Annotated in this window: 21 protein-coding genes and 1 pseudogene; 5 read left to right on the top strand and 17 right to left on the bottom strand. The window is 44.6% G+C overall.

Features of this window, described 5'->3' with window-relative positions:
- Positions 1-44 precede the first annotated feature (44 nt).
- Both LC508_RS04110 and LC508_RS04105 read right to left on the bottom strand, forming a co-directional pair.
- Positions 45-800 (bottom strand): MerR family transcriptional regulator, encoded by a 756-nt coding sequence (locus LC508_RS04110; RefSeq protein WP_103731869.1) that lies wholly within the window; start codon positions 798-800, stop codon positions 45-47.
- A gap of 73 nt (positions 801-873) precedes the next feature.
- Positions 874-1128 (bottom strand): hypothetical protein, encoded by a 255-nt coding sequence (locus tag LC508_RS04105; protein WP_103731870.1) that lies wholly within the window; start codon positions 1126-1128, stop codon positions 874-876.
- A gap of 214 nt (positions 1129-1342) precedes the next feature.
- Here LC508_RS04105 and LC508_RS04100 point away from each other — a divergent pair, with 214 nt between their 5' ends.
- A complete protein-coding gene (locus LC508_RS04100) occupies positions 1343-1672 on the top strand; it encodes a winged helix-turn-helix domain-containing protein (protein ID WP_225305311.1) in 330 nt (109 codons plus the stop codon).
- 131 nt (positions 1673-1803) lie between these two features.
- Here LC508_RS04100 and LC508_RS04095 read toward each other — a convergent pair.
- Positions 1804-2965 (bottom strand): annotated as a pseudogene (locus LC508_RS04095) (IS110 family RNA-guided transposase).
- 269 nt (positions 2966-3234) lie between these two features.
- Between LC508_RS04095 and LC508_RS04090 the strand changes: the two are divergent.
- The 3 genes from LC508_RS04090 to LC508_RS04080 all read left to right on the top strand — a co-directional run bounded on the left by LC508_RS04090 (position 3235) and on the right by LC508_RS04080 (position 6395).
- The gene (locus tag LC508_RS04090; protein WP_103732180.1) at positions 3235-4374 is read left to right on the top strand and encodes an aminotransferase class V-fold PLP-dependent enzyme; all 1140 of its coding nucleotides are present in this window, start codon (positions 3235-3237) and stop codon (positions 4372-4374) included.
- A gap of 109 nt (positions 4375-4483) precedes the next feature.
- Positions 4484-5635 (top strand): double-cubane-cluster-containing anaerobic reductase, encoded by a 1152-nt coding sequence (locus LC508_RS04085; protein WP_033139521.1) that lies wholly within the window; start codon positions 4484-4486, stop codon positions 5633-5635.
- A gap of 10 nt (positions 5636-5645) precedes the next feature.
- Positions 5646-6395 (top strand): acyl-CoA dehydratase activase, encoded by a 750-nt coding sequence (locus LC508_RS04080; protein ID WP_033139520.1) that lies wholly within the window; start codon positions 5646-5648, stop codon positions 6393-6395.
- 12 nt (positions 6396-6407) lie between these two features.
- On the opposite strand, the gene LC508_RS04075 is transcribed toward LC508_RS04080, so the two are convergent.
- The 6 genes from LC508_RS04075 to LC508_RS04045 all read right to left on the bottom strand — a co-directional run bounded on the left by LC508_RS04075 (position 6408) and on the right by LC508_RS04045 (position 12159).
- Positions 6408-6854, bottom strand: coding sequence for a ribosomal maturation YjgA family protein (locus LC508_RS04075; RefSeq protein WP_052098919.1), 447 nt, complete (start codon positions 6852-6854; stop codon positions 6408-6410).
- Positions 6855-6870: 16 nt separating this feature from the next.
- Positions 6871-7929, bottom strand: a complete 1059-nt coding sequence (locus LC508_RS04070) for a DUF3781 domain-containing protein (RefSeq protein ID WP_330425263.1) — start codon at positions 7927-7929, stop codon at positions 6871-6873.
- 121 nt (positions 7930-8050) lie between these two features.
- A complete protein-coding gene (locus tag LC508_RS04060) occupies positions 8051-8677 on the bottom strand; it encodes a CatB-related O-acetyltransferase (protein WP_103732181.1) in 627 nt (208 codons plus the stop codon).
- 84 nt (positions 8678-8761) lie between these two features.
- A complete protein-coding gene (locus tag LC508_RS04055) occupies positions 8762-9379 on the bottom strand; it encodes a type 1 glutamine amidotransferase family protein (protein WP_054351356.1) in 618 nt (205 codons plus the stop codon).
- The gene (locus LC508_RS04050) at positions 9376-9963 is read right to left on the bottom strand and encodes a TetR/AcrR family transcriptional regulator (RefSeq protein WP_103732182.1); all 588 of its coding nucleotides are present in this window, start codon (positions 9961-9963) and stop codon (positions 9376-9378) included. The genes LC508_RS04055 and LC508_RS04050 overlap by 4 nt, the downstream gene beginning before the upstream one ends.
- 186 nt (positions 9964-10149) lie before the next feature.
- A complete protein-coding gene (locus LC508_RS04045; protein ID WP_103732183.1) occupies positions 10150-12159 on the bottom strand; it encodes a beta-galactosidase in 2010 nt (669 codons plus the stop codon).
- Between the two features lie 156 nt (positions 12160-12315).
- On the opposite strand from LC508_RS04045, the gene LC508_RS04040 reads away from it, so the two are divergent.
- Entirely contained in the window at positions 12316-13122 is an 807-nt protein-coding gene (locus tag LC508_RS04040; protein ID WP_054351354.1) for an AraC family transcriptional regulator, read from the top strand.
- Here LC508_RS04040 and LC508_RS04035 read toward each other — a convergent pair whose 3' ends face one another.
- The 8 genes from LC508_RS04035 to LC508_RS04000 form a co-directional block, all read right to left on the bottom strand.
- A complete protein-coding gene (locus LC508_RS04035) occupies positions 13123-16095 on the bottom strand; it encodes a glycosyl hydrolase (RefSeq protein WP_118594210.1) in 2973 nt (990 codons plus the stop codon).
- 10 nt (positions 16096-16105) lie between these two features.
- On the bottom strand, positions 16106-16960 hold the full coding sequence (locus LC508_RS04030; protein ID WP_033139514.1) for a carbohydrate ABC transporter permease: 855 nt from the start codon (positions 16958-16960) through the stop codon (positions 16106-16108).
- 10 nt (positions 16961-16970) lie between these two features.
- Complete coding sequence (locus tag LC508_RS04025; protein WP_033139513.1) at positions 16971-17873, bottom strand: carbohydrate ABC transporter permease; 903 nt, start codon at positions 17871-17873, stop codon at positions 16971-16973.
- Between the two features lie 57 nt (positions 17874-17930).
- The gene (locus LC508_RS04020; protein ID WP_033139512.1) at positions 17931-19223 is read right to left on the bottom strand and encodes an ABC transporter substrate-binding protein; all 1293 of its coding nucleotides are present in this window, start codon (positions 19221-19223) and stop codon (positions 17931-17933) included.
- Between the two features lie 144 nt (positions 19224-19367).
- On the bottom strand, positions 19368-20843 hold the full coding sequence (locus tag LC508_RS04015) for a response regulator (protein ID WP_103730991.1): 1476 nt from the start codon (positions 20841-20843) through the stop codon (positions 19368-19370).
- Positions 20840-22561 carry a cache domain-containing sensor histidine kinase gene (locus tag LC508_RS04010; RefSeq protein ID WP_118743535.1) on the bottom strand — a complete coding sequence of 574 codons (1722 nt, stop codon included), beginning with the start codon at positions 22559-22561 and terminating at the stop codon, positions 20840-20842. The genes LC508_RS04015 and LC508_RS04010 overlap by 4 nt, the downstream gene beginning before the upstream one ends.
- A gap of 304 nt (positions 22562-22865) precedes the next feature.
- Entirely contained in the window at positions 22866-25079 is a 2214-nt protein-coding gene (locus tag LC508_RS04005; protein WP_103730989.1) for an ABC transporter permease, read from the bottom strand.
- Positions 25080-25085: 6 nt separating this feature from the next.
- Positions 25086-25766, bottom strand: coding sequence for an ABC transporter ATP-binding protein (locus tag LC508_RS04000; RefSeq protein WP_033139508.1), 681 nt, complete (start codon positions 25764-25766; stop codon positions 25086-25088).
- Positions 25767-25773 lie beyond the last annotated feature (7 nt).

Here is a 25773-nt window from a genome sequence, read left to right as displayed (position 1 = left end):
TGTTTTATCAAGGACAAGGATATCACAGGAAAAAACATTGGCGGTTAAATGGAGGGTTCAGAAAATCTGATTTTCATTTCCGTGAGCTTCTCCATCATTTTTTCCGCATTTAACTCTGCCGCGGTGAGGGAGGTCACCAGTTTATCGCACACTGTAATGATCTCAGTATCCTCCTTCGGTGTATCCAGCGCTTTCTTGATATCTATCCCCGGATTTTTTGATACCTGCCCGAGCATGGTCAAAATAGCTTCCAGCGAATAGTTGGCACACCGAAGGGAACGGATAATCTTCAGGCGCTTGATATCTCCATCTGTATAAACGCGGTACCCGTTCTGCCTGCGTCTGACTGTCAATAGACCGTTCATCTCCCAGTTTCTCAGGGTATCCATGGAAACATTTAAGTATTCGGACACTTCCTTCCGTTTCATGGTGTGCAGATTTTCTTCTGTTCTGCCGTCTAAAATCTGCTCAGCGATCTGGGTGGCCTCCTCCGCGTTGGCAATCTCCTGCCGAATCTGCAGCAGATATTCCCGTGTGAGTTCCAGTGCCTTCTCATAATCACCTGCCGCAGACACTTTTACCATCTGTACTATTTTCTTCCGCAGCCCGTTCTGCAGCACTTCGATCTGAAATGCGAGACGGGCAAGGCGGAACTGCTCTATGTGAAGCTCTGTAAATACCCTGTAGCCATTTGGAAGCCGTCCGGGTTTTGGAATCAGCCCCAGCTCTTCATACAAACGCACCGTATTGGGATGTACGCCGATGATTTCTGCAATTTCCGAAGTCCTGTATGTGTTCATTTTTTTATGCCTCCTTACAAAGACTACCGTAACATGGATATCAAGTCTGGTGTTATAGTGGAGGGTTATTTTATCACATACGCATGAGTTCTTCAACGACTTCTGTCAGATGTCCGAGATTTTCTATCATGGCATCCGTGTATTTGTCTATGCTCCCAAAGCTTTTTATGGCGTCCCTGGCCATCTGTTTTTCTTTTTTCCTGAATCGTTTTATCATGTTGTCAAAGGCTTTCTCCGTTTTCCAGTATTTGATCACCTCATCATGATGTTCTTCTTTGAATGCCTCCAGTGCAGCAAAATACCTGCTCATATCCAGATTTTCCTTCATAATTACATCCCGCCTTTCAAACATACACCGGTGTGTCTGTTCTTTTTTCTGATTATACTGTATCACGTAAGGTGAGAGTCAAGCACTTAAAGGAAACAAACGAAGTACGATCGTAATATATCATGAAAGGAATATGCCAAAGGTATTGCTTCCTGCACGGTGATGTTGGTATAATGTAAAAATAAGCAGTATACCGGAAGGGGAGGATCACTACTTGAAAATCAGTATGTCACTGCGGCTGTGCAATGAGGAAGGGGAGAAGATTTTCGGAAAGGGAGTCGCTCAGCTTCTCCGTCTGATCGATAAGGAAGGCTCCTTGAATGCGGCCGCCAAAAAGATGGGAATCGCATACAGCAAAGCCTGGAAGATACTCCACAATGCAGAGGAACAGCTTGGGTTTGAACTGGTAGAAAAGCAAAGTGGGGGCAAGAATGGCGGAGGTTCGGTATTGACTCCCAGAGGACGCAGCTTTTTGGAAAAATACGAGGCTTTTGACAGGGAATCCGGCCTGATCGTGGAGGAACTGTTCAAAAAATATTGGTAAAAGGAGACCAGCTATGAAAAGTCAACCCTAAATTAGCAAAAGATTATATTTATTTTCTGACCGGAAAAATGGCTAACTTTAATAGAGCTCCCATAGGGTGCTTTTTAAAAATATATATGAACGGTCAGATATTAATCCAAATTAAACGAAACGTTGTCAGTGAGCATTTTATAAATGATGCGAACCAACTTCCCGGCACAATGACCTAAGGCATTGTAATGGGATTTTCCCTCTGAGATTTTCTGATCATAGTAATCTTTAAAGGTTTTGTTGTTTTTGACAACGTTATGTGCTGCATTTATCAAAGCGTAGCGAAGGGGACAAGACCCACGTTTGGACATCTTGGTATGGCTGGCGTTAAAGTTTCCAGACTGATAGACAGTCGGATCAAGACCAGCAAATGCAAGCACTTTTGATGGGCTGGAGAAGCGCATAATATCGCCAATCTCGCCCAGTATCATTCCGCCATTGATAAAACCAATGCCCGGAATGGTCATAATGATGGAAGCCAAAGAATTGACAATCAATTCCATTTCAGATTCAACGTCATGAACCTGGCTATCCAGTAACTCGATCAGTTCAATGGTCTGAGTTATCTGAGTAGATATAGAACTGTCGTTGCAACCGACAGACTTTTGTGCCAGAATCCTTAATTCAGTCGCTGTGTCTTTCTTGAAATGACCGTGGGAGGAAACCTCAAGCAAGTGTGACAGATGGGTCAGGTGCATAGAAGCAATGTCTTTGGTCGTAGGTGCTTCTTTAAGAACTGCATACACAGATTTCTGGTGGATGCCAGATTTGAAGAAATACTGCAGTTCAGGAAAATCCTGATCAACATACGACTAGTTGAATCTTGCCCTGGGTACGTTTCTTGATTAGTTTCATGCGGAAACGCCCCAATTCCTTTAAATGCATGATTGAAAGATCATGCTGCGAAAAGAAACGGTGAGGATCCATCATTAAAGTTTTAGCAATTATGTAAGTATCTACCTTATCCGTTTTTGTTTTGCGAATGTTGTTCTTTCGCATTGCCGAGGTCTGGATAGGGTTTATGACACAGACCTTGTAGTTATGTTTGACAAGGAATTCAAGAAGGTTGTTGCCATAGTGAGCCGTTGATTCAAGACCTATGATGAGGCTGTCAGGATCGAAAGAATCGAGCTTGTGAAGCAGCAGATGGAAGCCATCATAGTCATTTGTAAATTTGAACGGTTGAAGCATAATTTCACCATCTGAAGAAATGGCAGAGGCGAAATGGTTGAGTTTGGCAATATCAATGCCTACGTAAATCATAAGATCTCCTTTCTGAGTGTGATACTGTGACAATTCCACAGGTGTTTACCCTCATAGACTTGATTGAAATAAATGCTCGGGAAGGAATTCCCTCGTGGCAATATCCAGCTTATAAATGATTCAGATAAAACCGTGGCAATACACTCCTTTAAGTAGTTGGACTACAGAAGAAAATCAAAAGTCCACAGCATCTGAATGTATTATGTCACATCACTAAAAGAAAGGAAAATGTGATGTTTTAGCTTCTATAAACATCATACAAGAAGGAAATGATTTATCTTGATAATGCGGCTACTACACTGCATAAACCCCCGGAGGTGGCAGAGGCAGTGCTGCAGGCTATGATGCATATGGGAAACAGCGGCAGGGGTTCCCATGAGGAGGCACTAACAGCTTCCAGAAGGATTTACGAAACCAGGGAGATCCTGGCAGAGATGTTTCACTGTCCGCAGGCTCAGAATGTTGTATTTACTCTAAACTCTACAGAGGCATTAAATACTGCAATACAGGGTTTGGTCGGCCCCGGAGAGCATGTTGTCACTACCGATCTGGAGCATAATTCTGTTCTCAGACCCCTCTATCGGCTGGAACAGGAAAAGGGGATCCGGCTTTCTTTTGCAGAAGCAGACACAAGGGGATGTATTGACTATGACCGGTTGGAGCTTCTTGTAAAAGATAACGCAAAAGCGATCGTCTGTACACACGGCTCAAATCTTACAGGTAATTTAGTCGATATTGCCAGAGTCGGTAAAATTGCGGATACATATGGCGCGCTTTTTATTTTGGACGCTTCCCAGACTGCAGGTGTGTTCCCCATTGACATGGAGGAAATGCACATCGATGTATTGTGTTTTACCGGACATAAGAGTCTCTTCGGCCCTCAGGGGACAGGCGGACTGGCTGTGTGCGGTAACTTGGAGATCAAACCTTTAAAAGTGGGAGGAAGCGGAATCCGGACCTTTGACAGGATACATCCGAAAGAACTGCCGACAGGCCTTGAGGCGGGTACTCTGAACGGACATGGGATCGCCGGTTTAGGCGCCGGCGCCGCATTTATTGAAAAAACCGGGATGGACCGTATTTTCAGACATGAGCAGAGACTTACCCGAACCTTTTATGAGGGGGTAAAGGATATAGATGGTGTAACGGTATACGGGGACTTTTCCACATGGATGCGCGCTCCTATTGTAGCTCTGAATATTTGGGATTATGATTCGTCAGAAGTCAGTGATGAACTGTCCCAGGTCTATGATATTGCCACCAGACCCGGAGCACACTGTGCCCCCAGACTGCATCAGGCACTGGGAACAGCCGAACAGGGCGCTGTACGGTTCAGCTTTTCCTATTATAACACAGAGGAGGAAGTGCAGGCAGCCATAGATGCTGTCAGGAAAATTGCTTCGGAATAATATATGGTTTTCATATACCGGACTTTTTTATTTATCCTTCGTTATATTTTTAAAAGAATAACGAATTGGAACAGCTTAAAAATAACATAGAACATGAGGGAGAAAAAACATGGAATTAATCAAGGATTTACCGGAAATATACGAAGAATTTGCAGAGCAGAGAAAGAAATCTTTCCTGGGAATAAAAAGTCTAAAGGAAAAAGGTGTCCCCATCGTCGGTGTTTTCTGTACCTACTTCCCACAGGAAATTCCTGCCGCCATGGGCGCCGCTGTAGTAGGATTATGCTCAACTTCTGATGAAACCATTCCCGATGCCGAAAAAGACCTGCCAAGAAATCTCTGTCCGCTGATCAAATCCAGTTATGGATTTGCCAAAACAGATAAGTGCCCGTTTTTTTATTTCTCCGACCTGGTAGTAGGGGAAACTACATGCGACGGAAAAAAGAAGATGTACGAATATCTGGCAAATTTTAAACCTGTGCACGTGATGGAACTGCCGAACAGACAGAGCGAGGACGGATGTACCATGTATAAGAATGAGATCATCCGTTTCAAAAAAGTCCTGGAGGAAAAATTTAAAGTTATCATAACAGAAGATCAAATCAGAGCTGCCATAAAAGAGAGAAACCGGGAACGGGAAGCACTGAAGCGTCTTTACAAACTCATGAAAAAAGACCCTGCCCCCATGCTTGGAGACGATTTATATAAAGTACTCTACGGCGCCACCTTTAAATTTGACAAAAAACAGTCTGCCCTGGAAATTTACGCCATCTGTGACAAAATCGAAAAAGAATATGAGGAAGGAAATCACCTGGAAAAAAGACCGAGAATCATGATCACCGGTTCCCCTGTCAGCGGCGGGGCCTCAAAGGTTATCAAGGCCATTGAAGACAATGGCGGAGTGGTTGTTGTATTTGAAAACTGCGGGGGAGCCAAATCTGTGGAGGAATTGGTAGATGAACAAAATCCTGATGTATATGAAGCGTTGGCAAAACGCTATCTGAATATAGGATGTTCCTGTATGTCACCTAACCCCAGCAGATATAAACTGATGGGACAGCTTATCGAAGAATTCCGGCCGGACGCAGTCGTTGATGTTGTACTGCAGGCATGTCATACATATAACGTGGAAACCATTGGAATCAAGCGGTTCGTAACGGAAACCTATCATCTGCCATACATGTCTCTGGAGACTGACTATTCCGTCAGCGATATCGGACAGCTGAATACCAGAATGGCTGCATTTCTTGAAATGTTGTAGGAGGGACCATATGTTAAGTCTAGGAATCGACTCAGGCTCTACAACCACAAAGGGAATCTTGTTTGACGGAACCGAAATCGTGTCTGCCCTGCTGGTGCCTACAACTGCCAGACCAAAGGAAAGCCTGAACACCGTATACAAAGCCTTATCCCAAAATGGTGTGGATTTTACCATATCTACCGGTTATGGAAGGGGACTTTTGGAGCAGGCGGACAAGAAAATCACGGAAATCACCTGCCATGCCAGAGGAGCTGCCTGGCTGAATCCTTCCATCCGGGTTGTCATAGACATCGGAGGGCAGGACTGTAAAGCTATTTTGCTCAATGAACAGCGGCAGGTAGCAGACTTCTTGATGAATGACAAGTGTGCGGCAGGAACAGGACGATTTATAGAAATGATGATGCGTACTCTGGATGCACCGCTGGACAGTATCGATACTTTTGTACAAGGAAAAAAGCCAGCCAGTATCAGCAGTATGTGTACAGTTTTTGCTGAAAGTGAGATTGTCAGTCTCCTGGCTGAGGGAGAGGATGCCGGTAATATCGCACTGGGAATGATACACGCCATCTGCAAACGAACTTCGTTTTTTGCCCAGAAGATGAATCTGGAAGGAAAAGTTTTCTTCACAGGCGGCCTGTCCAAATATGAAATATTCCGAAAGACCCTTGAAGAATATCTGCAGTTAGAGGTACATACCCATCAAATGGCACAATATGCCGGAGCCATAGGAGCCGCAGTCATTGCCTCCGAAACGCTATAGCCTAATATTGTTTTACTCCCGCCGCCCCTTTCCTCTTCTCAGGCAAACGATACTGCGGAAGAAGAAAGGGGCAGCAGTATATTCCATCAGCCCGCCTGCCAGGACTCCGACAGTATAACACACTAGATCACTCCATAAAAAACCAAACCCCAATACCAGACCACCCAAAGTGGTATGGCGCAGCGCGTTGATCCACTCTGCCTGATATAATTGAGAAAATTCTATGGCGTAGGAAAAAAGAAGCGCTGCGGCCATCACCTTTCCTGTGGACATTTTTACAAATAAAAATCCAATCCCCCAGAATACCATCAATGCCCAGAGCGTGTCCCCCGCATAATCCCTGACAAATACCGGAAGATAAGGACCGAATTTTCTCGATGAAAGGCCGAGTATCATGGTCACTATGATCCATATCAAATATGTGATCCTGTTTCGTTCTGCTTCTTTATTTTCCTGCATTGCCCCACTCCTGCCGTTATTTTTCCGCGGTCAGAAGAAAAGACAGCGGTAATCCTTTTTTATCATATGCCTCAGTCAAGCCCACATCATAATCGAACTCCTCCAGCTTCAGCACGCGCATCCCTGCACAGCTTACCCCACTGATAATATCAGCCATTGTATGGGAAAAGCTGGTGAAGGTTTTGGATTCATATGTCTCTGACATATATCCCATCCCTTCATTCTCTTTCCATGGCTCTTTTCTGAAATAAGAATACGCTGTTTTATTCAAATGTTTCTCATCAAATTCCGGTTCCCCCGGCAATGGCAGCATGTTCATCACCGGATGAAAATCATGGACTAACAGGATTCCCCCTGGCTTTAAGCAGTCTGACACTTTCCGAAAAAGCGGTTTTAGATCCTCAAACCACGTCAGCGCTCCTATGGTGAACAGAATAAAATCAAACTGACCGTTATATGTTTCAGGAATCTCCAGTATATTGCATGAGACAAAACGGCAGTTGTCCATGCCGGCCTTCTCCGCGGTGTCTCTTGCCTGCTCTATAATATTTTCCGCAATATCAAACCCCACCGCATTTTTGGCCCCAAGCTGCATCAGGGACAGCAGTTCCCGTCCGTTGTTGCAGCAAAACTGGGATATGGTTTTCTCTTTAAAATCTATTTGTTCCAGTTCTTTTATAACATCCGGACAGAAAAACGGCAGCCTCTCATGCATTAATTTTACATGGTTTTCCTCTCCCCAGCCGGGATGCCTGTGCTCAAAGGCTTCCTCCCATGCCGCTTTATTTCCGCTGATATAATTTACGGATGTATCCGCTCTATGTATTTCCCGATGTGCTGTAATGATCGTCCAACTGCCGGCGTTAACCGTAATGACGCAGCCATCAGCGCTTACATACCAGTTCTTTCCTTTTCTGGTGATAACAGCATGGGGCGACCTTATTTTTTCTTTGCACCATGCAGTCACCTGATCCGTATCCAGGGCAAGATTCCTTCTGATCCGCATTGCCCCTAACTCTGTTGTATGCAGTTTATCCAGATGATCCGTCAGTCTGTTTCTTCTCTCATTTTCCATAGTCACTCCATATCTGCAAAACGCTGCGGACAGCTCTGCCGTTCGCTGATATTTCCCTGGCAGCCGGTTCCATACCCCGGCAGGCAGAGATATTCATGCAGGGCCCCGAAGGGCCCCACTTTCAAAGCTTCTCTATACAGCCGGACTGAATGGCCTGCAGATTCTGCATGATCCTTTCTTTCGGCCAGTCCCACCACCTTAAGTCAAGCAGTGCCTGAACGGTTTCCTCCGAAAAACGTTTTCGTATAGGTTTCGCAGGTATCCCCCCTACGATCGTATAGGGCGGAACGTCCTTTGTCACCACTGCCCTGGTCCCTATGACCGCCCCGTCACCGATGGTTACGCCGGCCATTACAACAGCCTCGTAACCGATCCACACATCACTGCCGATCACAATATCTCCCTTGTTGTCCCAGGAATCCGTTACATTCTTTTTATCCAGCTCCCACTCCTCAAAGAAAAGAGGAAACGGGTATGTGGACAACGAACGGAATGTGTGGTTTGCACTGTTAAACAAAAATTTTGCGCCGCAGGCAATGGAACAGAATTTCCCGATGATAAGCTTATCCCTGTTGATGGCATAATGGTATAATACGTTATTTTTCTCAAACAGCACCGGGTCATTGACAAAATCGTTATACATCGTGTATTCCCCAACCGTTATATTGGGATCATGGATCACGTTCTTTAAATAAATCGTCTGTTTATCGCCTGTTCTGGGATAAATTTCTTTCTCCGGAATAGTCATAAAAAATCCTCCTGTAATCACAATTTGGTTTATCAGCTATTCCGGCTGCTGCAATACAACGTTTCACCGCACCTCACCTCTTCTCTAGTCGTTCCAGCTATTGGCGTCCTTAGGCACTGCGGAAGCATAATATCCCAGTTTGTGGAACTGGAACCATTCCACTATCTTCTCCTCCGGTGCCGCTTCTAAAGCGAGCAGTACCTCTTTTGCAAACTCCAGCGCTGCTGTGCCGTTGGCGGTAACCACATTTTTATGGCTCACAGCTTGTTTTGCAATGTAATTCGCTTCCCCTGTATATGCCTCACCTGCCCATTGTTTTAAGTCATTTAAATCATTGCTTGTGTGTTCAACGTGGTTCAAAAGGCCAATGGTTCCCAGAAAAGCTGACGCGTCACATATTGCACCAAGAACCTTCCCCTTTTCAAAGCACTGTTTTGCCAGAGGCGCGATTTTCCCGGCCTCTGCATTTCTCCAGGACATGCCTCCAACCAGAATGACAGCTTCATAATCCTCCGGCACTGAGCAGATATCATAATCCGGTACCACATGAAAACCGCCGATGGATGCCACCCTGTCTGTTGTCAGGGATACTGTCTTTGCCTCATATTTTCCCTGTCCCAGCATATAGAGCGCTGATGCCAGGTAGGCTGATTCCCAATCCGCATACTGCTCCAGTATTACAAATAAAATTGTTTTTTTCATCCTTCTTTTCCCTTCTCTGACTGCGCCTGTTCCTCATGAAACAAAAAGACGGCTTTTTTGAGCATATCCCACACCTCTTCTTTGGGTGCTGTGATTTGTCCTGTGGCAATATAAGAGGCCAGACCGTGTGTGTAGATTATCATATTATGAAAAAACTGGCTGGTCTTTTCTTCCGGTATCTGCAGATCAACTGTGATCTGCTGTATCATCTCTTTTTTCTCATCCGTATTTACAAGTTGTCTAAATCCGATTCCACGGTTTCCGCTTCCGCCGTTCATAAACAGATACTGGAAAAGATTAGGTTCATCAAATGCCATCTCTATGTAAGCCCTGCCCACATGAAAGAAGGCATCCATCCCCTGTTTCCCGCCTCTGTACATTTTCTCATTGGCATAGTTCAAAGCAAATTCTGCCAGCGCTCTGCGCAGTGTCTCCATATTGCCAAAATGCCAGGAAATGGGCTGTGTGGAACAGCCAATCTCCTCCGCAATACTTTTAATGTTCAAGCTGGAATACCCATCCCGGATCAGTTTCCTCAGGGCGGCTTTCAATATGGCTTCTTTTGGGATTTGTGTCCGCGGCAATATCTCACCTTCTCTAAAAATGTATTTATATAAATCCGTTTATGTTAAAATCTATTTTCATTATATCCCATCTTTCGGTTTTGTCAATCCATATGGGCCATACATCGTCTATGCCAAAAGAGGACTGCGCACACTTCTCAGTGTCACTGTCCTCTTTTAGCAGAAACTTTATAATAATTCTAATATCTAATCTTCTGTGCAGATGATCTTTACATCATATTTTGAAAGCATCTCGCCGCTTTTCACACATTCCCCTGTCAGCACATCTGTGTTTCCCACAAAGCAGGAGGGAATTTCAAAATCTTCATCCTTAAAATTGATCACAAAATAATATCTCTGTCCGTCTTTCTTCCTGCAGGTGATTTCAAGACCTGTCTTCTCTTCCACAACCGGTTTAACGCTTACATCTTCTGCTGCCATGTCAAGGACCTTCGCAAGCCCCCGGCAGTCCATTTCTGTTCCGATGTAATATACGGATCCGTCCCCGAACAGATTCCTGGTCACTGCCGGGCTCTCTGCATAGAAATCTTTTCCATAACGGCCGATGCATTCTGCCCCTCTCAGATGTATGATATCACACACCAATCTGCCGGGCACACTGACACCATCGTCAAAGATCACCGTATTTTCCTGCTCCGGTGCCAGGGCGTCAATCTCTTCCACCCACACTCCGGCCATTTTGCTCAGAACTCCGGGATAGCCGCCGAGATATACATTATCCGACTGGTCCACGATTCCGCTCATATATGTAGTGACCAGAACGCCGCCTTTGCTTACGAAATCCTCCAGGGCTTCCTGCATACCGGCTTTCACCATGTAAAGAACAGGCGCTACAACCATTTTATACCTGCTAAAATCCGCGTCAAAGGGTATCATATTGACAGGAATATTGCGCTCATAAAAATACCGGTAATACTGGTGTATCTGGTCTACATATGTCAGATCCACATTCGGTCCGCTAGTATATTCCAGTGCCCAGTAGTTATCCCAGTCAAAGACAATGCCCACCTCTGCCTCATTGACGGAATCCAGTGTCCGGTCTCCCAGCATCTCCAGTTCCTGTCCGAGCTGCTGTACCTCCCTGAATACTCTCGTATCCTCAGTACCCACATGGGCAATGACTGCCCCGTGGAACTTTTCACATCCGCCAACGCTTCTGCGAAGCTGGAAAAACTGGATGGTATCCGCACCATGGGCAATGGTCTGATAACTCTGGGCCCGCATCTGTCCCGGCCTTTTCAGAGAATTATATGGCTGCCAGTTCTGCTGGCTCGGTGTCTGCTCCATCAGCATAAAAGATTCATCCTTCAGACCGCGCATGAGATCATGGCACATAGCGGTCTGACTCCACGGTGTGTCATAGCTGGGATAATTGTCCCAGGACACGACATCCATCTCTTTTGCCCATTTGAAATAGTCCAGCCCCTTGTAGGTTCCCATGAGATTCGTGGTGATTGGAGTCTCTTTATCATAACAGCGTACCGCATCCCGCTCCATCACATAATTACCCAGCATGCTGTCTGACATAAATCTGCGGTAATCCACAGAGATCCCCGCAAATGCCGTCTTATCGCTCCCCAGCCCTTCACTCAGCGCATTAGGCAGTACGATTTCATCCCAGTCATAAATGGTATGTCCCCAGAATTCCAGATTCCACGCTTTATTCAGAGCTTCTATGGTTCCATACTTTTTCCTCAGCCAGACGCGGAATGCCTTTTCACAATTCTCGCAGTAGCATTCGCCGCCGTATTCATTATTAATATGCCAGCACGCAATATGTTCATTGCTTCCGTATCTCTTTGCCAGTTCTTTTGCAAGCGCCTCCGCATACTTCTGATAGACCGGAGAATTCGGGCACGCATTGTGCCTCTGTCCGAATTTGTGATGCCTTCCCTCATAGTCTGTTCTTGCAACTTCAGGATACCGCTTCACCATCCATGCGGGAAGCGCAGCCGTGGATGTGGCAAGCACAATGTCATAATTCTCCCGGCTCAGCATCTCCACAATCTCGTCCAGTTCACTGAAGTCATAGACTTCCTCTGAGGGCTGGATCTTTGCCCAGGAAAATACATTGATGGTGGCGCTGTTGATCCGCGCATCCTTAAATATCCTCATATCCTCCTGCCAGATATCCTTTGGCCACTGGTTTGGATTATAATCCCCGCCGTATAAAATTCTTTTAAATTTACCTTTCATGTCACCTGTCTCCTTATTTCTGCTTGTAACAATTCAGACAAGCTGAACCGTTACTTCTGCTTTCTCTTACGGTTAGTTTGATTATATTATAGATAGACAAAGGATTGTGTAATATGTTAAGCTAAATAATATAACATTTTGAAACAGGTGAGAACAATGCCGATTTATTTTAGAAATACACCGGTCAGCGAACCGTTTACTTTTGATTCCATAGGAAACCACTGGGTACAGGAACACACTTCCCGTCCCAAGGGCTATCCGCTCTGCCACTATCTCCAGTCCGAAAAAGGAAGCGGCAGAATCACCATACAGGGAAAGGAATACCTTCTGCAGGAGGGAGAAGGTGTATTGATCACGCCGTTCATCCAGCATTCCTATGGAAAGGAGACAGAGGAATGGCTCACCCTGTTTGCCACCTTTACAGGGACTATTGAAAGCAGCATTCCCAGACTTTTAGGAAACAGGCCGTTTATCTTTATCGGAAAGGAGCAGGGCGCCGAGATAGCGTCTTTTATTTCCGGCATAGTAAAGAAATATGAGAACCCGCCCATGGATGTCAAGGCCTTATCGGCAGACTGCTATCGGCTCCTGATGTTTCTTGCAGATGGTATCAATACTCGCGACCTTCTGGAAGATTCCCTGTATCAGAGGTATGTGGCCCCGGCAATACAGGAAATCGAAACAAATTATCATTCCGAGCTGACCGTACAGAAACTCAGCCGCCAGGTATACATCTCGCCCCAGTACCTGTCACGGCTGTTCCACCGTTTTCTGGGATGCTCCGCTTATGAATACCTGACTATTTACAGGATCAACAAGGCCAAGGAGTATCTGCTCACAAATCCGCGTATGGAAGTGCAGGATATTGCGCATAAGGTGGGGTTTGCGGATGCGAGCCATTTTATCTCTATCTTCAGGAAAATAACCGGGGTCACGCCTTTGGGGTTTCGGAAGCTTAACTGATCAGCATCCTTCTGATCGTACCGCTTTTTTCTGTTCAAGTATAATTTTGCCCACGCCAAAAGGCTGAAATGAATAGGAATCTGTCCAGGTATCCTCAAAATCTATATCCGGGCTTACTACATGATCCTCATATCCCCGAATACCTTTAAAGGTGTTGGGTCCCACAAAGCACACTTCCCCTTTGCAGTGATGGTGAGGGCCTAAAAGATTCCTGTTGGTGCCATACAGTATTACCTCCACATGATTTTTCCCCTCTCTCAGCATTGGAGTAAGCTTCACCCTGAAAGGAGACATATAAAGCAGTTCAGAATGCCCGTTGCATCGAATCAAAACGGCTGCTGCCCTCAGGTCAGAAAATTTCAGATACTGTATGCATTCCTCCATCTTATCAATCTCAAGCACGGTCTTCAGATTTCCTCTGTAAAACCAGCATCCCTGAGTAGTTACGTTCTGGAATCCTGAAATTTCTTTTCTGTCCCTTAGACTAAAAGTACAGCGCTTTACTTGTATATATGCCGGCTTTTGAACAGGCAGTGCCTGCGGCTGGACCCAGAAGTCTCCCAGTATATAAATGGCCTCCGGTTCAACCGGATAAAAAAATCTGTTTACTTCCGTCTCAAACAGTCCGTCCACGTCCCTGACTTCCTCTGACGGGATACGGTAAGCTGCTTTTACTGTATTCCATCCCTCTTTCAATTTTCCCTCCAGAGAATATTCATGGATTTTTTCGTCCATATACCAGTCTGCTCTGGATGAGGTGATTTCAGTTCCGTTGCACCACACTCCTATACAGTCATCATCTTCTACTGCTGCCTGAAGCGTAACAGGATGTTCCATTTCATTATGGAAACTGTAACGAATATAAAACTTATCTGCCTTTTCCTCTGCTGCCCTGCGGTATAATTCAGGATGCATTTTTACCATCGGCATTTCTTCTGAATAGATTTTATCGTCAAAAGAGAAAGCCGCATAGTCCAGAGTCAGGGCATTTCTTCCGGACAGCTTCCAGTTTCCTCTGAGGCTGCAGGTATACATTTCTTCCGGCTCCCTGTAATGTGACATCCCTTCCACGGCTTCCAGCAGTATGGACTGTCTGCCTTCCATCTGGAAATACACCATGGAATCTCCGCCGCTGTACTGCACCTCCATAAAAGTTCTGGCCTCAGTCTCCGGATTTATTTCGCAAACCTTTTGCTGTCCGGATATCTTTAGCATCAGCTTCCTTACGCTGTCCTGATGACGGTTCCATATATAAATATATTTTTTTTCTGCCTGTTTTACCGATACACAAAGGTCTTTCGCTATATGAAGTCCTTCTTTCTCAAAGACAACCATATCCCTTTTACTGTGTAATGCTGCGAAGCATTTATCCCAAAATCCTCTTCTATTTTGAATGACATGACAATCTTTGGCCCATGTCATATCAGCAGGCCCGCATTTTGGTAGTTCCCCTGTAAACAAGACAGTTCCGCCCTGGCTCCTGAATTTTTTAAGGAGACATACCGTATTTTCTTCCAATATCAGGCACTTTGGTACAATTACGGTATGATAAACACATTTGCCAACTATAAATTTCCCGTCTTCCACTGCTCCGCAGTCACGTATGATTTCTTCATCACCAATATCATACCCTACCTGAATATCCATCAAATTCTCCAAGAGGCTGCGGTAGGAAGCCGCATACTCTTGTTCCGCCTCTGATCTTCGTTCCCTGTGGAGCAGATATATGGATTTTAAAGGACTCAATACCAATGTATCCTCAGTCCATTCTCCTTTTTCCATAAAATAGCCTATGCCTTCCATCCAATGAGCAACATGATGAAACTGCTCCCACCAGGGTTCCTGATAAGAATAAAAGGCAGGATAATCTCTTTTTCTGATTCCCTTCATTGTGTGGGCACCTATATGCAATACAGGGATATTGATCCCTGAGGCTGCCTGCCAGCCCCAGATATAACACATCTCCTCAAAAGTAATATTCCACCCCGCACAGCCAAAAGTCTCGGAAAGCACTTTATTTCTCCCATACTGCTTTGCCGCACTGGTAACCTGCTTTGTCAGGAGCACAGAGGTGATTCTCTTTCCCAAATGGTCAATGCCCGGCTGCTGCATATACTTATATTTTGGCATCACGCCTGCCGTGCTCTGCATTTGCTGGATAAAACTGTCCTCCCCTGGAAAATGTCCCGTAAACTTCACATGATTTTTTTCGCACCAGTCATAAATCTGCCGTGCAAAATGAAATTCCATCATCTCCTGCACCGTATCCCAGTAATCTTTCCGGAATTTCCCCGTTTCCGGGGATTCTGTTTCCAAAAAAAGATACATGGACTTTAAAAAGGAATACCCATTTCGTTTCCGGAAATATTCTTCCAATTCATCACTGTAAGGAAACCCATGCAGGTCATACTGCGGTTCATCCGTAAAAAATCCGGGGACTACTGTACCGAAAAATTCACCCAGCTCCTCTTTATAACGTTCGTGTGTCACTTCCAGGAATTTTTCCGTAACTTTTTTAGACAGTAAATCCACATAATTCGGTTCTGTGACACAAACAAACAGCACATCCGCCTTTGCCGGCTCTGTAAAATCATAGCCGTGGGAAGTTTTTCGAAAGGACGCCAATATGCGGTGTCCTGCTGTTTCATCATCTGCTTTGCAGATTTTTATATACTTTGCCTGATATTCCTGTCCGCAGCCATTTACCAGACCGCCGGCAAAACCACTGGGCCATCCGTCTTCGTCATAAATCCAGGCCTCCATTCCCAGCTCTTCCGCCTTTTTCACGGCTGTCCGGCAGGCATGGAACCACTCTTTTGACAGATAGGAAGTCATAAGTCCGGCCCTGGAATGCATGAAAAATCCACGCAGGCCCTCCTCATGAAATTCCTCTATTCGGCGGCATATACTCTCGTCATCCATAAACTCATTCCATGCCCAGAAGCTAAGCGGTGCAAATTCTTTTCTTTCCATATATTTTCCTCTAACCTTTGACGGCTCCTCCTGTCAGACCTTCCACAATTTTAGATGAGAACAGGAAATACAGCACAATGACAGGAATCAACGTGATAACTACGGCTGCCATGGATTCACTCATATATTTTGTGAACTGGCCGATATACTGATAGATAACTAATGTGAGGGTATTTGAAGTCTTCTTCCCAAGAAGCACCATGGGCATATAGAAATCGTTCCACTGAGAAATTGCTGTGATCAACGCAACCGTCATTACGACCGGTTTACATAACGGCGCAATAATCTGAAAAAAAATACGGAAGTCCCCTGCTCCGTCTATCCGCGCTGATTCTTCTAGTGCCACAGGAATCGTGTGGAAAAATTTCTGGAAAATAAAGCAGGCCATGGAAATACCTGAAGCATACACTAACATCATTCCAAAAATGTTGTTCAGAAGGCCGATTCTTTTCAAAATCAGAAACAGAGGCAGTACACTGACCTGTACCGGCACCATCATACCCATCAGAAAATATCCGCTCAGAAAATTTTTTCCTTTAAAATCAAATCTGGAAATTCCATAAGCGGTCAGTCCCGCCAGCAAAATGCAGCCCAGAGTGCCGCCTACCGTAAGCACCACACTATTTTTCAGATACAGTAGCAGGTTTGCTTCCTTCAGAACCCGGAAATAACTTTCCATAGTCAATTGTTTCGGAAATCCGACAAAATTAGTTACAATATCCCCTTTTGATTTCAGGGAATCCATCACTGTAATAGACAGTGCAAAAATAGTGATTCCGGTATATATCATCAGAATAATGGACAAGACCCATCTGACAACCCTGGCGCCCGGCGAAAGTATTTCTGTATTTTTCTCCTTTTTCATATCCATTCTCCTAATTGTCATATTCAAACTTTTTAAGGACTTTGTTTTGAATTGTCGTGATGATCAGCATGACAGCAAACATCACCACACAGATGGATGCTCCAAATCCAATTTCGGACTTACCATTCAAAGCACTGCCAAAAGTGTAACGGTAAAATACCAGATTCACAAAATCAAGAGAGCCGCTGACCCCGCCTTTTGCACCGCCCAGAATGAAGGGCAGGTCAAAGAGAGCCAGAGCCCAGATCGTGCTCATAGTGATGACCGACGCACAGGACGGCAGAGAAAGCGGAACCAGAATCCTTGTAAACCGCTGCCATTCCGTACAACCGTCAATCCTGCTGGCTTCCATGACATCTTTGGAGATATCCATAAAATTCGAGTAAAATATCATAACTCCCGAACCGGCTCCCTGCCATAGGATCAATAAGATCATCAGTTTGAAGGCCCAGTTCGGATCTCCGAACCATGCTCCCTGCAGATGCTCAAGACCAACCGCCTCAAGGAATTTATTCAGGAAACCTATATTGGGGTTAAAAATCAGAGTTGCAAAAAAGCTTATGATCGTTGTACTGATGACATATGGCATGAATATCATAAATTTCAGGTACTTGTAAGCCGGAATTTTGATAAAAAACAGATATGCCATCAAATACTGAAAAGGCGTGATAATAAGCCAAACACAGAGCAGATATTTTATATTGTTCCATAACGCATTAAAAAACACCGGTGAAAATCTCTCATCCGTAAAGATGGTGACAAAATTCTGAATCCCATTAAACTTCATTTCGCCCAACCCTGACCACTGGAAAAAACTCAGATAAAACACATAGATAATCGGCAGGATAATAAAGCAGGTATAAAAAATAAACCCGGGCAGGATAAATTTAACCTGTTTATGTCTTTTATTCATACATCCGTCTCCTTAAAAATACTGCCGGTTCTCTTTTGAGGACCGGCAGCACAGCCTTTACTGCATAACTTTGCTTATGTTGTCCATGAATTCTTCTACTGTAATGTCCCCTGAGAAAATTTTTGTAAAATCCTCGTCCCAGAGACTCACCGCCGTGCCGTCTGTTGAGTGGTTTACAAGAACAGACTGCCAGCTTGTATAAATATTGCCTGCGCCACTCTCTGAGATTTCTTTGGCAATTTCAGTGGAAGCCTCAATCTCGTCACTGGCAGACACTGCCCCCTGAGACTGGACCCAGACAGTCTGGGCATCCAGAGAAGCACAATAATTCATAAACGCAACAGCCGCCGCTTCATTTTCTGTTGCAGTATTGACTGAAAAACCATTTGCCGGTGTTCCTACCATACCTCTGATGCCTTCTTCTGATGGAATTTCAAACGCCCCGTAATTCAGATCCGGATTATTTTCACTGATCGTTGCCGCTTCCCAGGAACCTGCAATATCCATCACGGCCTCTCCGGAAGTAAACGCCAGTGTCTGGGCATTATTGTCTGCAACACCCAGCCAGTTATCTCCGAAATATCCCTTGTCTGCCCATTCCAGCATTTTATTTAATGCATCCGCTGCAGGCTTGTCCGTGGCTTTTACAGAATAGTCTGACAGCCCCTTGGTATATTCCACATCCATTGCAGAGAGAATCGGTTCAAAAGTAAACAGCAGGGAATAGACATTTACCCCTGACAAGGATATGGGAGTATACCCGGCCTTTTTGATCTTTTCCAGCAATTCTTCAAATTCACTGAATTTCTCCGGTACTTCCCAGCCGTTTTCCTCGAATATATCCTTGTTGTAATATACAGCTCTGGTATCCATAGTAAGCCACGGTACTGAATAATTTTTTCCATCTACCTCAGTCAGTTTCATTGCATCTTCACCAAAAAGACTGTAATCTACCTTATCCGTTAAATCCATACACACTTCGTTTGATACATAATCTTTCATATTTGCCGTAGCAGTTCCGTTTGTCCAGAAAATGTCCGGCCCTTCCCCTGACTGAATTGCGGTTGACAGAAGACTGTAATAGTTGTCCCCGTCCTTGATTTCATACTCCACTTCCACGTCCTGGTACTTTTTCTGAAATCCCTCAATAATCTGCTGAAGGCTGGCCTCAAAACCGTAGCCATGTTCCCAGATTGTCAGGGTACCTGACACCCCGCCATCGTTTTCTTTTGATTCACCATCGGCATTTCCTTTTCCTTTTGTACTCTGTGAATTGTCACCACACCCAGCCAGGGAAACCCCCATCACAGATACTGCGCAGATGAATGATACTGTTTTTTTCCAGTTCATAATTTACCTCCTTAAACTTTTCCTTTGTTTTCATCTACGATAATTATAGGAAAATATCACGCAGAGAACCATCAACTATCTTCCCCGTCTGATTCAAATATTTATACCGCTTTCACCTATTGGTTCAAAATCTGCTTTCCTGATTCAAAATTTTACGTTTCCCATATCCCTGCGGTAGTCTGTTATGGTCTTTCCGGTGATTTTTTTGAAGACCCGCACCATATAATTTTCATTGGAAAAGCCTGCGGCTGCAGCAATTTCACCTAAAGTACAGCCGGATTTTTTTATCATTTCTTTTACCTTCTCTATCCGCTTCTGGTTGATATACTGTACCGGGGTCACACCCATTCTATCCTTAAATTTTCTGCAGAACGCTGAGATACTCATATTTCCCAGCTCAGCAAGTTCCTCCAGGGGAAGACCTGTGCTGATATTTTTGTCAATATAGGAAAGTATCCTGCCAAAATCATCTTCTTCAAAAATCTCTGTGAGCGCCTCTTTGAACTGCCCGATCAGTTCCTGAACTTTTCTATTCACTTCTGTACACGATGCAGATGTCGTGACCGCATCTACAAAGGGGTATTTTCCGCTCCATCTCCTGACAATCGCCATATCATACAGATATTCCTTCAAAATACTGTAGACAAAAATGCTCACGGCCTGACTCAGCGCATCCCTGGCTGTCTTCACCCATATCTGCTTCCTTCTGCATGTACTTAAAAATTGGTTTAGTTCTTTTTCAAATATCTCCAGGCCGGATTTTTCCATAAAGGATTTGGTGCTGAACATAAACTCCGGTGTCTCCCGGGACCAGCAGATATCTTCGCTGTAATATACAGATATAGATTCATGATAAAATCTCATCTCCACCGCCTCATCAGCTTCCTGATATCCTGCGGGGATTCCCTGCATATCCCTGAATTCTCTGCTGATTCCCATTAGAAGATGTTTATTTGTATACTGAAGTATATTTTTTTGAATTTCTTCTATATAATCACCCAGTATACGTTTCCTTTCCTCTTTTGGAACGGACGCCGGCAGCCTGAAAACAATAAAGGGATTTCTGTTATAGGAGTCTATCAGGGAACCCATGTGATATCTGCTGATGATTCCATCTAAAAGATGCAGAATCATCTTTTCATCTACATGATCCTGCTCTAATCTGATGACGCCTACTGCTTTTATGTCTGTTTCATCAGCCGGTATTTCATCCAGACTGTGCAGCCTCCTCCGTTCTCCTGTCCTGCCGGATATTTTTTCCCTGACCTCACAGATAGCTTTCATTAAGTTTTCTTCATTGATGTCCTGCTTTAAAATATAGTTATCTGTCCCCAGTGCGATGGCTTCCCTGGCATATTCAAATTTGTCATAACAGCTTAAAATAATAATTCCGTCAGCCAGTTCCTGTTTCCTGATCTCACGGATGAATTCAAGACCATTCATCTCCGGCATCTCTATATCTGTAATGACAATATCCACCAGATTGGTTTTTAGATATTCAAGAGCATCCTTTGCAAATCCGAATGTCCCGGCAACTTCTATATCCTTTTGTTCCTCCAGAAGAGACTGAATCCCTATTCTGGACAAAATTTCATCTTCCACGATAATTACACGAATCATTTGCTCTCCTCTCCTTTTGCCGGAAGTCTATATTCCACCACAGTTCCTCTTTCCGGCTCACTGGTAATCTCCATTCCGTATTCCCCGCCATATTCCAAACTGATAATCTGTTCGATATTAGTAAGACCGATATTGGTGTGGTTTTCTCTCACTGCGCCTCTGTTTTTCCATTCTGTCATATCGAACCCGCATCCGTTATCCGAAACCCTGATCTTCAGGATTTCTCCCTCTACCCACGCACATACTGATATTTTCCCTCCCCGGGTCATTCCACGTTTAAACCCGTGTATGATAGCGTTCTCCACCACTGGCTGTATAAGAAATCTGAAGATTCGACACGAAAGCGCCTGCTCCTCAATGTTAAAATCCATCTCAAAATTCATAAATCTGGCTTTCTGAATCACAGCATAACGCTTGATCAGTTCTATCTCTTCTTTCAAAGTATAATTCTCTTTATCACTTTTCGCAGCATTCATCAGAATATAGATCAGGGCTTCCGTCAGATTCCTGATATTTTCCTGTTTATTGATCACTGCCATCCACTTGATGGTGTTCAGAGCATTATACAGAAAATGAGGCTGTAACTGGGCTACCAGAGCCTGCATTTTAAAATTATTTTTTTCGTTTACTTCTTTTTCATTGTTCAGAATAAGTTCATTGATCCTTTTTGTCATACTGTTAAAATGACCGGACAGGCTTTTCAGCTCCCCGCTGCTTATTTCCCCCATCTGTACCTCTCTGTTTCCCTTGGCAAACTGATCCATCGCATACTTCAGTTCGCTGATCGGTTTCAAAAAATACCTTTGAAATGTGTAAAATACCAAAATGAGAAAAAGACAGTAAACAATGGAAATAACCACCACCACCTGTTTCAATGGCTGCATGGAGCGCATCATAGATGCCATGGAGGCGCTCCCCATAAAAACCCATCCTGTCTTCTCCATTCTGCTGTAAGCTTCCACGTTTTTTCCACTGCCGTCATCGGTTATCTGATATCCATTCTTATTTTTTGAATCCAAAATTTCTGTCTGCATTATCTGATTCACTGCAGACTTATCTGAACTGTACAAAACCGTACCATCCGCATCCAGCATATATTTTGTATTATCCTCCATCTGCAGACGGTCAAATGCCCTTCTAATCATCTGGTCACTGATGATATAGTACAAGATACCTATATTCTTCTCTTCCTTTCCGTTTAAAGACCTGGCAAGGATATATTGTCTTGTACTGGCCTTGCCGTACAGTTCATTTGATGTAAACCACATGTATTTCCCGCCGCCTTCCGAAATATCCCGGCTGTATTTCTTCATGATATCTGTCAGATTTTTATACACTTTGGTTCCGCTGAAATATATCTCGTCCCCACTGGACAGATAGGCTGCCTTAATACCACTGTAGGAATAACAACAGGCCGCAAGGGAATGTTCGATAAAATCCCTGTCTGCATTTCCTGACTCCAGCTGGTCGATACTTCCATTGTGATACAGAGACATGGTACTGTCTTCATATGTCTTCAAAGAGGAGGAAACCTGATTGGATACGGAAATCATGGTCTCCTGCATACTGCTTCCGAAATTGTCCCCCGCATAGTCCTGAAACACTTTGTATGTAGCAAAAATCAAAACAATATATGGTATCACAACAAATATCAAGAACAGTATAAATATTTTTAATCTTATACGGTATTTCTGCAGTCCCCTGAATGATTTTTTCATATGTTTTCCGCCCTTCCTTTGCTGTATGTAGTCGTCATTCTGCTTATATCTGTGTTAACATTATATGATAATGGCAGGGAAGTTACAATGGATGAGTTTATCCAGCGGATAATAAAATGAGCACCGCTGCTATTTTGATAATAACAGCGATGCTCTCCATTGTTTTATAATACTCCATATAGGTGTATTCTGCCAAATCCACCGCTTTTTCGGTGGGTATCAGCTGAAAACTCCTGCTGTCTTCCCTGGACTGACAGGATTCGAGAGGGAACCCTGACAGGGATCATGTGAACACTCTGCCGGTTCAGTTCATGGTATCGTCCCGCAAAATATCAGCCAGCTTATACCTCAGAACTTTTTTCCCGCCAATATAATAAGCCAGCGCCACAAAAGCAAAAACAGCGATTATAAATGCCAGCACAGGTATGAATGGAGCTTCTCTTATAAAAATCATGGGCTCCAGGTAACTTGCCTTCAGCATAAGCGCAGCCAGAAGGATGGTAAGAGGCAGGGTCACCAATACCGGGCGTCCGGCAATGATCAGAGCCTCAACACAGAACATCTTTTTTATCCCTCCGGGTGTCAGCCCCACGGACATATAACGGGCAAATTCCCGTCTTCGCTGGCGCACAAACCCCAGCGTATTGGAAAACACATTGCCGATTCCAATGAAAGCAAGCAGTACACAAAAGCCGCCAAAGATCAACATCATGCCATCTTTCATCTTATCATCGGAAAGCTTTTCCTGTATGCGGTTTTCGCTTACTATTGTATATCCGCTGCCCACAAGCCGGGTGACCTCCTTTTCCAATCTGTCCAGTTCATCCATCGCCGCATTTTCCCCGGCAAGTACCCGGATATAAAAATCTTCCTCTGCTCCGCCAATCGGCGTTTTTATCTGCTTCCACAGGGAAACCGGCAGGAAATGTACCAGTTCATAATAATCCAATGTACCGTACTCCTCCCGCAGAACCGGAACCTCCTGTGTATAGGTGATCACAGGGATCTTTGCTGCCATCTTATCATCTGCTGTACTTCTCAGGACAGTAATTCCCCGGTCTTCTTTCAGGTACGGAATGTAATCAGGATCGCGGAAATTGGGATTCCTGCTGTCCCGGATCCGATTCAGGATCACAGCGCCATCCAGTCTTGGTTCTGCACCAATCTGTTCACAATACGAAAGAAAACTGGCATCATCTAATATGACCACAGGCGCATGGATCATCCATCCGCTGTCTGTATCTGACACAAAGGTCTGATCTGCGTTTTCAAAACCGCCCGCTGCACGGAACTGCCCGCTTATTTCTTCCTCTGTGATCAACCGTTTTGCTTCCGCTTTCTGGTATACGGTACAGCTTCTCACATCCAAAAGCTCCTGCATTTGTTTTGTCCCGCCAAATGTATCCATCTCTGTATCCTTTACCGTGACCATCACATCCCAGACATTCTGGTATTTTTCAAAATACGTCATTCGCGTGCTGATATCAGTAAGGGTAAAGAAACACTGCATTAACGTAAAAGCCATAAAAGAAAAGGTCAAAGATAAAGTAGCAGTACGCCATGCTTTTTTCTGTGCCTTCAGCGCATTGGAGGCAAGTTCGCCCTCCAACCCGAAGAAAAAAGACAATAATCGTGAATTCTTCCGCTTGTACAGAGGAAGTTCACCGGTATTTTTGATGGCTTCCAGTGGTGTCAGCCGGCTCAGTTTTCTTGCAGGATACCAGGCCGAGAGCCAGACAGTAAAAACAGTAACAGTAAATGTACATATAAATACCAGAGGATGATATCCCCATTCTGCTTCATGACGTCCTTCTGCCAGATTTCCCGCCATGATATTTGCCAGTTTCAATAGCCCCATTGCAATCATAATACCCAGTAAATTACCGGACACTACCGGTACTGCACACAATGCGGCAGCCTCCTGCAGCAGACAGGTCCGAATCTGTCCCGGTGTAGCTCCTATACTGGAAAATATGCCAAACTGATGCACCCTGGCATTCATAGTCACAGCGAAGGAATTGTGTATGATCATGACCAGAGATATACAGGCCATAGCGGTTATCGCCAGAAAAAGCGGAAAGATCAGTCTGGGAGCAGTATCCTGCGGGTCCCGAATGAGATACATGGCCAAAAGGGAATGATGGCAGGAAACTGCCTCCGGCGGTACCTCTGCTAATTTGGCGATTTTGGGAAGATCTTCAAGAATCGTTCCCATATCTTCAAAATAAAGATCAACTGCAGCCTTCTCCCCTTCTATCCCTTCCTGATTTATGACCACTTTTTCTATATTGGGAAAATTCTTCACAGCAGCCAGCGTATCCTCATCGAAACTCCCTTCTATACGCCCCTGCCAGCTTCCTTCCTCTATCTGAATCCTCTCGACCTCATATTTCCAAAGGTTATAAAACAGGCTGCAGAGCAGTGACAGAAACAACGCGGATATAAAAGCAGCCACCATAACGGAGATACCGGATGACCGGTTGTTTTTTATGTAACTCCTGGAATATTCTTTCCACATAACCTTTTACCCCCGCTTCCGGTCGCTGACAATGCGGCCATCTTCAATGGCAATGATACGGTCTGCTTCCAGTGCTATTTTTTCATCATGGGTAATCAACAGAATCGTCTGTTCCAGATTCCGGTTGGATAATTTCAGCAGATCAATAATCTCCCTGGAGTTTTTCCGATCCAGACTTCCGGTTGGTTCATCAGCTAAAAGGATAGCCGGACGGTAAATCAACGCCCTCGCTATGGCCGTTCTCTGCTGCTGCCCGCCGGACAGCTGGCTGGGCAGGGCATCCAGTTTGTCCTGAATCCCCAGTGAGGTAATGACCTGTTTAAAATACTCCCTGTCCATAGTTCTTTTATCCAGCAAAAGCGGCATAAGAATATTCTTTTCGACCGTAAGCGTTGGAATCAGATTATAAAACTGATAGACCAGCCCCACTTTTCTCCGCCGGAAAATGGCGGCCTGCGTGGGATTCATGGAAGAGATATCCGTTCCCTCCACAATGACCTTCCCTTCTGTGGGCCGGTCCACACTGCCAAGAATATGCAGCAGAGTGGATTTTCCGGAACCGGAGGCCCCCACGATAGCTGCGAATTCTCCTTTTTCCACTGACAGATCAATCCCGTTAAGAGCCGCTGTCTGACTGCTGCCTTTGCCGTATATTTTCCTTACTCCAATACAATTTAACACTTCCAAAGTTCAT

This window comes from Blautia parvula, from assembly GCF_020215665.1.
Taxonomy (GTDB): Bacteria; Bacillota; Clostridia; order Lachnospirales; family Lachnospiraceae; genus Blautia; species Blautia celeris.
Note: the sequence above shows the minus strand (reverse complement) of the source record. Positions and strands in the feature narration are given on the sequence as shown.

Bases quoted from the DNA above. Each gene is read 5' to 3' on its own strand.
- LC508_RS04110 (WP_103731869.1), bottom strand. From the start codon at position 800: ATGAACACATACAGGACTTCGGAAATTGCAGAAATCATCGGCGTACAT.
- LC508_RS04035 (WP_118594210.1), bottom strand. From the start codon at position 16,095: ATGGAAAGAAAAGAATTTGCACCGCTTAGCTTCTGGGCATGGAATGAG.
- LC508_RS04030 (WP_033139514.1), bottom strand. From the start codon at position 16,960: ATGAAAAAGGAGAAAAATACAGAAATACTTTCGCCGGGCGCCAGGGTT.
- LC508_RS04055 (WP_054351356.1), bottom strand. From the start codon at position 9,379: ATGAAAAAAACAATTTTATTTGTAATACTGGAGCAGTATGCGGATTGG.
- LC508_RS04045 (WP_103732183.1), bottom strand. From the start codon at position 12,159: ATGAAAGGTAAATTTAAAAGAATTTTATACGGCGGGGATTATAATCCA.
- LC508_RS04070 (WP_330425263.1), bottom strand. From the start codon at position 7,929: ATGGAAAATGAGAGAAGAAACAGACTGACGGATCATCTGGATAAACTG.
- LC508_RS04075 (WP_052098919.1), bottom strand. From the start codon at position 6,854: ATGCAGGAAAATAAAGAAGCAGAACGAAACAGGATCACATATTTGATA.
- LC508_RS04025 (WP_033139513.1), bottom strand. From the start codon at position 17,873: ATGAATAAAAGACATAAACAGGTTAAATTTATCCTGCCCGGGTTTATT.
- LC508_RS04080 (WP_033139520.1), top strand. From the start codon at position 5,646: ATGTTAAGTCTAGGAATCGACTCAGGCTCTACAACCACAAAGGGAATC.
- LC508_RS04090 (WP_103732180.1), top strand. From the start codon at position 3,235: ATGATTTATCTTGATAATGCGGCTACTACACTGCATAAACCCCCGGAG.
- LC508_RS04105 (WP_103731870.1), bottom strand. From the start codon at position 1,128: ATGAAGGAAAATCTGGATATGAGCAGGTATTTTGCTGCACTGGAGGCA.
- LC508_RS04015 (WP_103730991.1), bottom strand. From the start codon at position 20,843: ATGATTCGTGTAATTATCGTGGAAGATGAAATTTTGTCCAGAATAGGG.
- LC508_RS04060 (WP_103732181.1), bottom strand. From the start codon at position 8,677: ATGACTATTCCGGAGAAAGAAATTTATCCCAGAACAGGCGATAAACAG.
- LC508_RS04005 (WP_103730989.1), bottom strand. From the start codon at position 25,079: ATGTGGAAAGAATATTCCAGGAGTTACATAAAAAACAACCGGTCATCC.
- LC508_RS04010 (WP_118743535.1), bottom strand. From the start codon at position 22,561: ATGAAAAAATCATTCAGGGGACTGCAGAAATACCGTATAAGATTAAAA.
- LC508_RS04040 (WP_054351354.1), top strand. From the start codon at position 12,316: ATGCCGATTTATTTTAGAAATACACCGGTCAGCGAACCGTTTACTTTT.
- LC508_RS04020 (WP_033139512.1), bottom strand. From the start codon at position 19,223: ATGAACTGGAAAAAAACAGTATCATTCATCTGCGCAGTATCTGTGATG.
- LC508_RS04085 (WP_033139521.1), top strand. From the start codon at position 4,484: ATGGAATTAATCAAGGATTTACCGGAAATATACGAAGAATTTGCAGAG.